General features: G+C 45.5%; 11 protein-coding genes and 1 tRNA gene. 3 read left to right on the top strand and 9 right to left on the bottom strand.

The genetic code is table 11. The features are described 5' to 3' along the window. Window positions 1-101: 101 nt before the first annotated feature. The 5 genes from ispG to AC0VYE_RS09130 all read right to left on the bottom strand — a co-directional run bounded on the left by ispG (window position 102) and on the right by AC0VYE_RS09130 (window position 5,795). Window positions 102-1,211, bottom strand: a complete 1,110-nt coding sequence (ispG, locus tag AC0VYE_RS09150) for a flavodoxin-dependent (E)-4-hydroxy-3-methylbut-2-enyl-diphosphate synthase (protein ID WP_076271650.1) — start codon at window positions 1,209-1,211, stop codon at window positions 102-104. Between the two features lie 205 nt (window positions 1,212-1,416). Further along, entirely contained in the window at window positions 1,417-2,673 is a 1,257-nt protein-coding gene (clpX, locus tag AC0VYE_RS09145) for an ATP-dependent protease ATP-binding subunit ClpX (protein WP_076271649.1), read from the bottom strand. A gap of 16 nt (window positions 2,674-2,689) precedes the next feature. Continuing rightward, entirely contained in the window at window positions 2,690-3,283 is a 594-nt protein-coding gene (clpP, locus tag AC0VYE_RS09140) for an ATP-dependent Clp endopeptidase proteolytic subunit ClpP (protein ID WP_053374767.1), read from the bottom strand. Window positions 3,284-3,511: 228 nt separating this feature from the next. Then, entirely contained in the window at window positions 3,512-4,801 is a 1,290-nt protein-coding gene (gene tig, locus AC0VYE_RS09135) for a trigger factor (RefSeq protein WP_441875719.1), read from the bottom strand. Between the two features lie 88 nt (window positions 4,802-4,889). Then, a complete protein-coding gene (locus AC0VYE_RS09130; RefSeq protein ID WP_475447367.1) occupies window positions 4,890-5,795 on the bottom strand; it encodes a hypothetical protein in 906 nt (301 codons plus the stop codon). A gap of 239 nt (window positions 5,796-6,034) precedes the next feature. Between AC0VYE_RS09130 and AC0VYE_RS09125 the strand changes: the two genes are divergently transcribed. Further along, window positions 6,035-6,111, top strand: a tRNA-Arg gene (locus tag AC0VYE_RS09125). Between the two features lie 111 nt (window positions 6,112-6,222). Here the strand turns inward: AC0VYE_RS09125 and AC0VYE_RS09120 are convergent. Next, the gene (locus AC0VYE_RS09120) at window positions 6,223-6,687 is read right to left on the bottom strand and encodes an HPP family protein (protein ID WP_475447365.1); all 465 of its coding nucleotides are present in this window, start codon (window positions 6,685-6,687) and stop codon (window positions 6,223-6,225) included. Window positions 6,688-6,802: 115 nt separating this feature from the next. On the opposite strand from AC0VYE_RS09120, the gene AC0VYE_RS09115 reads away from it, so the two are divergent. Continuing rightward, complete coding sequence (locus AC0VYE_RS09115) at window positions 6,803-7,696, top strand: LysR family transcriptional regulator (protein WP_475447363.1); 894 nt, start codon at window positions 6,803-6,805, stop codon at window positions 7,694-7,696. 71 nt (window positions 7,697-7,767) lie between these two features. Here the strand turns inward: AC0VYE_RS09115 and AC0VYE_RS09110 are convergent, their stop codons facing one another. Both AC0VYE_RS09110 and AC0VYE_RS09105 read right to left on the bottom strand, forming a co-directional pair. Further along, the gene (locus tag AC0VYE_RS09110; protein ID WP_475447361.1) at window positions 7,768-8,376 is read right to left on the bottom strand and encodes a P-loop nucleotide/nucleoside kinase family protein; all 609 of its coding nucleotides are present in this window, start codon (window positions 8,374-8,376) and stop codon (window positions 7,768-7,770) included. Between the two features lie 221 nt (window positions 8,377-8,597). After that, entirely contained in the window at window positions 8,598-8,930 is a 333-nt protein-coding gene (locus AC0VYE_RS09105) for a hypothetical protein (protein WP_076271644.1), read from the bottom strand. Between the two features lie 141 nt (window positions 8,931-9,071). Between AC0VYE_RS09105 and asnB the strand changes: the two genes are divergently transcribed. Next, on the top strand, window positions 9,072-10,916 hold the full coding sequence (gene asnB, locus AC0VYE_RS09100; RefSeq protein ID WP_339209540.1) for an asparagine synthase (glutamine-hydrolyzing): 1,845 nt from the start codon (window positions 9,072-9,074) through the stop codon (window positions 10,914-10,916). Window positions 10,917-11,021: 105 nt separating this feature from the next. Here the strand turns inward: asnB and rdgB are convergent, their stop codons facing one another. Then, the gene (rdgB, locus tag AC0VYE_RS09095) at window positions 11,022-11,672 is read right to left on the bottom strand and encodes an RdgB/HAM1 family non-canonical purine NTP pyrophosphatase (protein ID WP_076271642.1); all 651 of its coding nucleotides are present in this window, start codon (window positions 11,670-11,672) and stop codon (window positions 11,022-11,024) included. Window positions 11,673-11,676 lie beyond the last annotated feature (4 nt).

The raw sequence follows: 11,676 nt of genomic DNA, 5'->3' as shown, positions 1-11,676 counted from the left end.
TTATCATAGGAAGAGTTAAACAAAACTTCCCTCCTTTTTATCAACAAAAAAAAGGCTTACTCACGTCTGCAAATGACGTAAATAAACCTTTTCATAAATGATTATGCAGGTGTATGATGCTTGCGGCCAGGTATTTCGCCAGTCGCTTCAAAAACGCGTACGATTTCGTCAATTTCCTTCTTTAGCTCAGACAGCAATTCAGCTTCTGGCACCTTGCGAATGAGCTCCCCGTAACGGAAAAGCATGCCCTCGCCTCTAGCGCCAGCGATACCGATATCCGCTTCACGAGCCTCGCCTGGACCATTGACCGCACAACCAAGCACAGAAACCTTGATTGGCACTTTAATTTTTGAAATATAATCTTCTACCTCATTTGCAATCGAAAACAGATCGATATCTAGACGACCGCAAGTAGGGCAGGAAACGAGTGTTGCAGCATTTGTAATTAGACCAAAGGTCTTAAGAAGCTCACGTGCAACCTTGACTTCCTCTACCGTGTCAGCGCTAAGGCTGATACGCAGCGTGTTGCCAATGCCAAGCGCGAGCAAAGCACCAATACCAGCGGAGCTCTTAATCGTGCCTGTGTGCAGCGTTCCAGCTTCTGTAATACCCAGGTGGAGCGGATACTTAATGACTTTTGCCGCCATCGAGTACGCAGCAATAGCCATTGGAACATCCGATGCTTTGAGAGATACGATAATATCGTGGAAATCGAGCTCCTCCAAAATACCGATATGGAACAACGCACTCTCTACCATTGCTTCCGGCGTCGGGTAACCGTACTTTTCTAGCAAATGGTTTTCTAATGAACCGGCGTTAACGCCAATCCGGATCGGAATGCCTTTTTCCTTACAAGCCTTAACAACCGCTTCGACGCGTTCGCGGCGACCGATATTGCCCGGATTAATCCGTACTTTGTCGATGCCGTTCTCGATAGCAAGCAGTGCCAAACGATAGTCAAAATGAATATCCGCAACTAGCGGAATATGAATGCGTTTCTTGATTTCCTTAATCGCTTCCGCCGCTTCCTTGTTGTTGACAGTAACCCGGACAAGCTGGCAGCCAGCTTCTTCAAGTCCTAGTATTTCCGCAACAGTAGCTTCGACATCAGCAGTCTTCGTCGTACACATACTTTGAATAATCACTTCGTTACTGCCGCCAATCGTTAGATTGCCGACTTTAACCGGTACCGTATCTTGACGTAAGTACATAAGCTTATCTCTCCCATGAACGGCAAAGTCCACCCTTTGACTGGCGGTTTTAGAAACCGCGCGGCTGGGTGGAAACAATGACGGTAGTCAAGCGTAAACGGCTGCTCCCATTCCATTACAATGTAGCGGAAACAGCTCGTTTCGCGGTCATATATAAGTTAAGTTATAAGCCTAAACTTATAGCTTCTTATATTGGAGTGCTGGCTTACGCACTCTCTTCTTTTTTCTTGCTTTTCTTAGCAGTAAGCTCAGGCATGATTTTTTCTTGAACGGTTTGCTCTGTGATTAGGCATGTACTTAGATCATCGCGTGATGGTACCTCGTACATAACTTCCAGCATAATGCTTTCGATAATCGCACGCAAGCCGCGTGCTCCGGTGTTGCGCTTAATTGCCTCTTTCGCAATAGCATCAAGTGCAGCCGGTTCGAAATCAAGCTTCACATTGTCCATTTCAAGCAGCTTCTGATATTGCTTCACAAGCGCGTTCTTCGGCTCGGATAAAATCCGAACGAGTGCAGGCTCATCAAGCGGCTCAAGCGTTGAAATGATAGGCAGACGGCCTACGAACTCCGGAATCAAACCGAATTTGAGCAGATCCTCTGGCAATACCATCGTGAGGTATTCACCAGCTTTAAGATCCTTCTGCAATTCGCCTGTAGAGCTAAAGCCGATTACTTTCTTACCGATACGACGTTTGATCAATGATTCGAGGCCATCGAATGCGCCGCCGCAAATGAACAAAATATTCGTTGTATCGATTTGAATGAATTCTTGATGCGGATGCTTGCGTCCACCTTGCGGAGGAACGGATGCAACTGTACCTTCCAATATTTTGAGCAATGCTTGCTGAACACCTTCGCCAGAAACATCGCGCGTAATGGATGGGTTTTCCGATTTGCGAGCTACTTTATCGATCTCATCGATATAAATAATGCCGCGTTCCGCTTTTTCCACATCATAATCGGCAGCTTGAATGAGCTTAAGCAAAATGTTCTCAACATCTTCGCCCACATAACCTGCTTCTGTTAGCGAAGTTGCATCTGCAATTGCAAATGGAACATTCAAAATTTTAGCCATCGTTTGAGCTAGCAGCGTTTTACCTGAGCCCGTAGGACCTAGCAGCAAAATGTTACTTTTTTGCAATTCTACGTCTTCGATTTTGCTTCCGGAATTAATCCGTTTGTAATGGTTATAAACCGCTACAGACAACGATTTTTTCGCAAACTCTTGACCGATGACATAAGAATCCAGAATAGCCCGGATATCTTTCGGTTTCGGAATATCCTTAAGATCAAGCTCTTCCTCATTGCCGAGTTCTTCCTCAACAATTTCGGTACAAAGCTCAATGCACTCATCGCATATATAGACGCCAGGACCGGCAACCAATTTACGTACTTGATCCTGCGATTTGCCGCAGAAAGAACATTTCAACTGGCCTTTTTCGTCGTTGAATTTAAACATGTAATCACCCCTTCGATTAAATCGTCGATACCGGTGCAGTAATCACCTTGTCAATCAAACCGTAGGCAAGAGCCTCTTCCGCGCTCATGAAGTTGTCACGGTCGGTATCTCGGTCGATTTTTTCATAAGGCTGTCCGGTGCGGTCTACGTAAATTTGGTTTAGCTTTTGTTTCGTTTTCAAAATCCAATCAGCATGGATTTTGATATCAGATGCTTGACCGCGTACGCCGCCAAGTGGTTGATGGATCATAACCTCAGCGTTAGGAAGCGCAAAACGCTTGCCCTTCGCTCCCGCTGTAAGAAGCAGCGAACCCATGCTTGCTGCCATGCCCATACAAATCGTGGACACCTCAGGCTTAATATATTGCATCGTATCAAAAATACCCATTCCCGCAGTCACGGAGCCGCCGGGAGAGTTAATGTATAGATGAATGTCTTTCTCTGGGTCGTCGGCCGCCAGAAACAGCAGCTGTGCAATGATGGAGTTTGCAACATCATCATCGATTGCGCTCCCAAGGAAAATGATACGGTCCTTCAGCAAACGGGAGTAAATATCGTAAGAACGTTCCCCGCGATTCGTTTGTTCGACTACGATCGGTACTAGATTCATGCGACCAACCTCTTTTCGTTTATGACTTTGGTTACTTACTTATTGTAACACGTCATCGTATTCATGTCATTTTTCCACTAATACATTATACGACGCCGGCCGTTCGATATGTACGGAGTTTAGCCTCCAAAACAAGCACATTTCCATATGTAGGGTCAAAATAAGGCACGTATCAACGACGTGCCTTATCCTGAGTGAAGCATTTATTCAATTATTCGTATGTGGCTATTAAACAGCTTTGCTGTTTTCAAGCAAGAACTTAATTGTTTTGCGAAGTGCAATATCTTCCTGCAAGTTGCTAAGATTTCCGTTTTTCTCAAAAATGTCGCGAAGCTCAGCAGAAGGACGGTTGTATGATTTGGACAGCTTCTCAAGCTCTTCGTTCAAATCTTCGTCGTTTGCAACGATGTTTTCTGCTTTAGCAATTGCATCAAGCACAAGGTTGTTGCGAACGCGTTTCTCAGCATCTGCGCGCATTTGATCGCGAAGAACAGATTCGTTTTGACCGGAGAATTGGAAGTATAGGTCCATGTTCATGCCTTGCATTTTAAGACGGTTTTCGAAATCTTTGATCATGTAATCCGTTTCAGTCACGATCATTGGCTCTGGAATTTCAACATCTGCTGCTGCCGTAGCTTTGTCAACAACTGCTGTTTCGCGAGCTTGTTCGCCTTCTTGATCTTTGCGCTCTTTAAGTTTGCTAACGAGATCCTGCTTGTACTCTTCAAGCGTATCGAACTCGCTTACGTCTTTTGCAAACTCATCGTCTAGCGTTGGCAAGCTTTTGCGTTTGATTTCGTGAAGCTTCACTTTGAACACAGCTGGTTTGCCTGCAAGGTGCTCTGCATGGTAGCTCTCAGGGAAATTAACTTCAATGTCCTTGAAATCTCCGATTTGCATGCCAACCACTTGCTCTTCGAAACCTGGAATAAAGGAATTCGAACCAAGCTCTAGTGAATAACGCTCGCTTGCTCCGCCTTCAAACGCTTCGCCGTCTACATAACCGTCGAAATCGATAACTGTGATGTCGCCATTAGCCGCTGCGCCTTCTTCAACAACAGTAAGCTCAGCATGACGCTGTTGCAAACGCTCAAGTTCAGCTGCGATTTCCTCTTCTGTAACTTCAGAAACAACGGATTCAACTTCCAAGCCTTTGTATTCGCCAAGTGTAACTTCTGGCTTAACGATAACTTTTGCTTTGAATTTGAATGTTTCGCCTTTTGCGAATTGCTCAACTTCAATCTCAGGACGGTCAACCGGCTCAAGATTAGTTTCTTTGATCGCATCGGAATAAGCATCCGGCAACAGAATGTCAATTGCATCCTGGTACAGGCTCTCAATACCGAAACGGGATTCGAACATGCCGCGAGGCACTTTACCTTTACGGAATCCAGGTACGTTTACTTTTTGAACGACTTTCTTAAATGCTTGATCAAGAGCAACAGTGACTTTCTCCGCCCCTACCTCCACGTCGATCGACACGATGTTCTTGTCTATTTTTTCCCAAGTTGCTTTCATTTTATGCCTTCCCCTCCGAAAATGCTCATGCATCAGTAGTTATCACGTTTCATAAACCATTCTATTATAAACAAGCTAGCCCAGATTATCAAGACTCTGGCTCATCTTCTCCCGATTGCTGCAAAACGGCAACCTGTCTAAGCGCCTTGCATGCTTGCTCATAACGGAACCTTAAACCTTCGGTAATGCCGTATGTATCACGAATATCGTCATCGTTAGCCGAGCCGTAAACGGTAAGAAGCAGCGTCAAATGCAGCGCAGCTGCAAAATAATCGACTGTATCCTCGTCTTCTCTCAACATCCAATGATAAGCAGCCGTACCATACAAAAACTGTAAACTTTCCTTCCAAAGCTCTCTAGCAAAATGCGGCAATGTGGGATCATCGACCTCGGCAACCTGCTCTGTCCGCTCCAATATCCTAATAATTGGCGAAGGGAATTCATCCATAGAAAGAGGCGTCGCTTCCAAATCAAGCTCTACGGTTTCACCAAGTCTCTCCAGTGTCAGTAAACCGGCAGCACCTCGCTTGCGCAAGCATTGCAGTGCCTTAAACTGAACGACAGGGTGAACCTGCTGGGTTACCAGCCAATTTTTAATGGAATCATCCACTTCTGGAGTCTGAATATAAGCAGCGCGTTCAAGAGCAAGAATTTGCTGATCGATCATCGGATGATTTTGCATGATGTAGAGCACTTGGTTCACATAAGCTTCATCTTGATCAGGAGGATTAAGAAGCTGCTCGCGCATAGTCGCCTCGTCCTCTTCCTTCTCTCGCTTGGCCGATAGGAATCCCGAAACTTCTCCATCATTTCCTTCTCCAGGAAAAGCCATGTCAAGCCACGTAAGTAAGCTGTCCCACTCTTCATAATGGCGAGCATCCTCGCCCTGGCATTGCAGCAAAAAGCGCAGCAACTCCTTGGCCTCCCCGTATTGTTCCGCTTCCAGCATACGGGTTAACTGTACCTGATAATGGTCCAGCATGCTAGGGAACAAGTAAACGTTATCCTTGTTGTCGCCTTGTGTGTCATTGGGAGTTGTAATGATAACACCGCCTTATGGTCGCGCCTTTTGTTCATTCGGACAATCTTGCGTACGATTATACCATGTACAATCAAAAGAAAAAACAAATGTAGTATTCCGACAACTCATAAATCTTATTTTATAATAAAAAGAATATAAATTCAAAAAAGTGCTTGCAATATTTTAATGATGTGTGCTATATTATTTCTTGTGTCCCGGTAGCTCAGCTGGATAGAGCAACGCCCTTCTAAGGCGTCGGTCGGGAGTTCGAATCTCTTCCGGGACGCCATATTAATATCCATTAACGCCGCCTACTCAGGTGGTTTTTTTATTATATACTGATCTATTTAAAAGAGGCTGATTCCGGTATTTACCAACTGGATCAGCCCTTTTTTTATTTCTATGACTTCAAAGCTGCTGACTTGGTCGCCAATAATTTCCTATAACCATAAGCGGCAAGCGCGATCAGCACCGCTCCGAATAGGACCGGAGTAAACAGATAGGACCACCCCGCATGGCTTAGCATGACAACAAGCGGATCAGCACCTGCTGGTGGATGAACGGTTCTTGTAAGCTGCATCAGAAGGATGGACAATCCAACAGATAGTGCAATGAACCATGTTGAATCTCCGAAGAGATGAAGCATCACAAGACCAGCTCCAGTGCTGATCAAATGGCCTCCAACAACATTTCTGGCTTTGGCAAGCGGACTATCTGGCAAAACAAACACGATAACACAGCTGGCCCCAAATGGAGCCATCATCAGCGTAATCGACATTAAATCGCCCATGGTCAGCAGCAATGCGATAACAATGGTGCCAACAACCGCTGCCGCCAGCGGCTTCCAATTTTTATTTCTCAGCATTTTTCATTCCCCGTTTCTATTATTATGACATCATGCTATCATAAGAGGAATCATTCGAAAATTGAATATTTACAATGGAACCCATTTCAAATTCCGATACCTAAGGGGAGTTAACATGCTGGAGTCTTGGGAAGGACGTTTTTTTGTTACATTTACTGCTGTGCTGGAGGAGAAAAGCTTCAGCGGTGCCGCTGATCGTCTCGGTTACGTTCAATCGACGGTAACCTCACATATTCGACATTTGGAAACAGCAAGCGGCAAAAAGCTATTTCATCGTTTGCCGCGCGGCGTAGAGCCAACAGAAGCAGGCTTGCTGCTAGCTCCCTATGCGTATCAATTTATCCAGCTTGGACATTCGCTTCAGGATGCGTTCTCGGAGTCTGGCATGCCGTCTGGTATCGTTCGAATTGGAGCTCTAGAGTCGTTTGCCATCTCTCATCTGCCGCTTTTTTTAACCAGCTTTCTCCAGCATTACACCAAGATCAAGCTGCATTTAACGCCTGGTCTGCAGCATGATATTACCGCACATGTCTTAAATCATCGCGCTGACCTTGGCATTGTCCCCAAGCCTCCGGAACGTGACGACCTTCTATTTGCACCTTTAATAGAAGAGAAGCTCTTGCTGATCTGTGCTCCTGCGCTGGAAGAGCGCTTCGCGCAGCTTGGATGGCAAGCGTTGCACGACAACGCCTTCATTAGCTTCGGGGATCAGTGTATCTACCACACTTATGGACGCGATATGCTGAGAGAAGTCGATGTTGAGCTTGCCGATCATTTGTCTTTCTCCAGTGTTGAGCTCATTAAGCAGACGGTTGCTTGCGGAATGGGCATCTCATTCGTACCAGAATCAAATGTAGCTAATGAGGTAGCCGCAGGTACGCTGCTGTCATTGCCCTTGAACCAAGAGCTCCTATTGACGCATGGCATTATTACACATAAAGCACGTGAGCCTAAAGCTGCGGCACAAGCCTTTATCCAGCAATTGAAATCATTTTTGAAAACCGTTTAATCCCAAAATCACAAATAAAAAGGCGGCTTCATAGGGAAATTCCCCAAATAAAGCCGCCTTTTCTAATTATATTAAACGGATAATGTTGCCTGCTTTTCATTAACAAATTGGAATAATTGCTCGGCTTTCTCTTCCGTTAGCTCTCCGCTATTATCAAACACGAGGATGGAGGAGTTAGGAATATCCCAGTTGATTTGCGGAACAAATGCAATCCGCTTCTCAAAGTCGCCCCAGTTGTCCAGTTTCCACTGATCGCGCTCTGTTTGACGCCCAATGATCCGATTTTTTTGCAGCTCCATATCCAGCAGCGTGACAACAACCACTTTAACGTCTACCTCGCTCATTGTGAGGCCTGCTGCTTCAACAACCTCTTCGATCCACTGTTTGTTTTTCAGTTCTGCCGTAAAAGGTGAAATCATAAATACGTTTTGACCAGCAGCCAAATTTTCGATACATACGTCCTTCGCCGTATCATATTCCAAATCACGCAAATGCTTTTTGTAATAATCAGAATCCCGATCTCTTTTATCCAGGCCATTTATCTCCAATATAGCCTCAACAAAACGACCGCCTATCGTATCCCGGTCAAGAAAAGCAGCTGGAACGCGAGCAGACAACTTTCTAGCTACCGTTGTTTTGCCCGTCCCCGCTACTCCGACAAAAAAAACTAACTTTTGCAAAACGAAAACCCTCCACTATTTTTTGTAGAAGTATATCATTTTTTGCAGCAATATAATAGAAATGATTACGTAAAAGCAGCGATATAATTTGGAAAAAACACTCATATTCATTTTTATAGTATCAATCATCTTATATTTATTTATTGTTCTATAAAAAAACAGGATGTTGCCGCTGCTATTCAGCTTCTGCAACACCCTGTTTATGCTTGCTTGTCCGCTTATTAAAAAAACTGCATCGATTCGATATGCTGCTTCGTCGTGTCCGTTCCAAACTCATACAATTGCCTGTAAATTCGCTCAATCAACTGATCGTAGCCAGCATTGATTTCGCCGTCGCTTGCTGAGCCAAACGGACTGTGCGAGAAATGAAACATCTCCGCTTCATCCATGCTGGACAGCTCATCAAACAGCTCTCTAAGTTTCGTATGCTCATTTTCGTTCATTATAATCTCAAGCTCATACGCAGCTGCCTGCGGATCCTCTAATATTTGTCCCGCCTGAACAGAAACGAAATAATGCTTGCGTTCTTCACTGCCTGCTTCTTGCTCTGCCATCAATCGCACACTCCTTCCTGCGTTTATTACTTTTCACAGCCACTTCTAGCATCCCCCGTCGGACAGACATTTTATCCCTTATTCTGCATATAACTGATATTATCGCTACTTTGAGACCAGCAAAAGAGAGGAATGAGATCAATGTGTGGAATTACCGGCTGGATCGACTGGAACCGTGATCTGACTAAGCAAAGTGAAAGCTTAGAGAAGATGACAGACACCCTTGCACCGCGCGGTCCCGACGCTTCCGGTACGTGGATATCAGCTCATTGCGCTTTAGGCCATCGACGTTTATCCGTCATTGATCCGGAGAACGGGGCACAGCCAATGATTCGCCATACCGGCGACGACAAATATGTCGTTGTCTATAACGGGGAATTGTACAATGCACCAGAACTTCGCAAGGAGCTAGAAAGCAGGGGCAGAATCTTTACGACAAATTGTGATACAGAAGTGCTGCTGGTCGCTTTTATGGAATGGGGCAAGTCATGCGTAGAGCGTTTTAATGGAATATTTGCTTTTGCCATATGGAATGTATTAGAGCAAGAACTATTTCTAGCGCGTGATCGGCTTGGCGTCAAACCGCTGTTCTATAGCACACAGGACGGTTTGTTTATTTTTGGCTCCGAACAAAAATGTATATTGGCACACCCTGCCGTGAAGCCGGAGGTTGGAGCGGAAGGGCTTGCTGAGATTTTTATTTTAGGACCAGCACGCACTCCAGGCCATGGTGTATATAAGCAAATCAATGAGCTTAGACCTGGCAAGTGTATGACCGTCAATCACGCGGGCGTGAAGACGATTACGTACTGGCAGCTTGAGAGCAGCCCCCATGGGCAAAATATAGAAGAAACAGCTGAACAAGTAGGAGCGCTGCTAAAAGATACCGTTGAGCGGCAGCTCGTTTCGGACGTTCCTGTATGCACCCTGCTGTCTGGCGGCCTTGATTCCAGTGCGCTAACTACACTCGCTGTCAATTATTACAATGAGAACGGGCAAGGGAATGTCCACACGTATTCTGTTGATTATGCGGACAACGATAAACATTTTAAGGCACATGCCTTCCAGCCTAATAGTGATGCGCCATGGATCGAGAGAATGACGACGCATCTGGGCACAATTCATCATCCTATACAGTTTGATACACCTGATTTGGTTGGCGCATTAAAAGCAGCCACCTTTGCTCGCGATCTTCCGGGCATGGCCGATGTTGATGCTTCGTTGCTGCTCTTTTGCCATGAAATAAAAAAAGATGCAACCGTAGCAATATCAGGCGAAGCTGCCGATGAAATTTTTGGCGGTTATCCTTGGTTTCATCGCGAAGAGGCATTAAATGCCAATACCTTCCCTTGGTCGCTTGCTTCAGTTATGCGTGCTGATTTGCTCGCACCTGACGTTGCCGCATGGATTAAACCGCTTGACTACATTGGTGATCGTTATTCCCAAGCGATAGCAGAGGTTCCTCATCTAGATGGCGAATCTGAGCAGCTGCGTAAGATGCGTCAAATGTCGTATTTGAACATTACCCGCTTCATGCCAACGCTTCTAGACCGCAAGGATCGAATGAGCATGGCAGCGGGCCTTGAGGTTCGTGTCCCTTTCTGTGATCATCGGTTAGTTGAATATGTTTGGAATATCCCATGGGAGATCAAAACATCCGGCGATCGCGAAAAAGGAATATTGCGCAAGGCGCTGCGCGGTGTATTGCCTGAGGACGTATTGACTCGTAAAAAAAGCCCCTATCCTAAAACGCATAATCCGAACTATTTGGCCGCAGTCAAAGGGCTTTTGTTAGATGTACTGAACGATTCCAGCTCTCCGCTCCTTCCATTAATTAATGTAGAAAAGGTTAGAGCGCTAACCGAGTCGGAATCCGCAAGCTCGAACACCCCTTGGTTTGGTCAATTGATGTCTGGTCCGCAGCTATTCGCTTATTTATATCAAGTAAATTTATGGTTGAAGGAATATAAAGTCGTCATATCATAAGCTGACAAAGATAATGTTTTTGTTCTCATCACAAAAAAAAAGCAACCCCATCCGCTAAAAGCCGCTGCATTCAGCTGCTCGTGGATAGGGTTGCTTTTTCACTTATTATGCTTGCTCAAGCAACGGAAGGAGCTTTCTTAATGCATCGCCGCGATGGCTGATCTGCTGCTTCTCTTCCTTAGACAGCTCGGCCATCCCGCGATTCAAGCTAGGAAGCCAAAACAGGGGATCATAACCGAAGCCTCCATTGCCGTGAGGATTATCCGTGATAACGCCATCCACTGTACCCTCCGATTCCAGAAACAAACCGGTCGCCGGATCATACAGCGCTAACGCGCATACGAACTGCGCTTTGCTCAGTATTTTGGACCCGTCTTGCAATTCTTCTCGTTCTGCATGATCAGCTAGTTGATGAAGCTCCTGAATGAGCTTGGCATTGTTTTCACCGTCAGTCGCATTCTCACCTGCATAACGAGCGGAATAGACACCTGGATCGCCATTCAGCGCTGCAACGCGCAAGCCTGAATCATCAGCCAGCACAGGAACGCCAAGAATGTCTCCCGTCGTCTTAGCTTTGATGCGAGCATTGGCGGCAAACGTATCGCCATCTTCCACGATATCTGGAATTTGCGGATAATCCAGCAAGCTTTCTACCGATTTATCAAGCTTCTGAAGCGCATGCGCAAATTCCTTCACTTTACCTGCATTTTTTGTAGCTACAACAATAACAGCATGATTTAATATGGAATGTTTCATCAGA

The sequence above is a fragment of the Pristimantibacillus sp. Z349TD_6 genome, from assembly GCF_056173205.1.
This window is presented reverse-complemented; position numbering and strand designations above follow the sequence as displayed.

Bases quoted from the DNA above. Each gene is read 5' to 3' on its own strand.
- tig (WP_441875719.1), bottom strand. From the start codon at position 4,801: ATGAAAGCAACTTGGGAAAAAATAGACAAGAACATCGTGTCGATCGAC.
- clpP (WP_053374767.1), bottom strand. From the start codon at position 3,283: ATGAATCTAGTACCGATCGTAGTCGAACAAACGAATCGCGGGGAACGT.
- clpX (WP_076271649.1), bottom strand. From the start codon at position 2,673: ATGTTTAAATTCAACGACGAAAAAGGCCAGTTGAAATGTTCTTTCTGC.
- AC0VYE_RS09120 (WP_475447365.1), bottom strand. From the start codon at position 6,687: ATGCTGAGAAATAAAAATTGGAAGCCGCTGGCGGCAGCGGTTGTTGGC.
- asnB (WP_339209540.1), top strand. From the start codon at position 9,072: ATGTGTGGAATTACCGGCTGGATCGACTGGAACCGTGATCTGACTAAG.
- AC0VYE_RS09115 (WP_475447363.1), top strand. From the start codon at position 6,803: ATGCTGGAGTCTTGGGAAGGACGTTTTTTTGTTACATTTACTGCTGTG.
- rdgB (WP_076271642.1), bottom strand. From the start codon at position 11,672: ATGAAACATTCCATATTAAATCATGCTGTTATTGTTGTAGCTACAAAA.
- ispG (WP_076271650.1), bottom strand. From the start codon at position 1,211: ATGTACTTACGTCAAGATACGGTACCGGTTAAAGTCGGCAATCTAACG.
- AC0VYE_RS09105 (WP_076271644.1), bottom strand. From the start codon at position 8,930: ATGGCAGAGCAAGAAGCAGGCAGTGAAGAACGCAAGCATTATTTCGTT.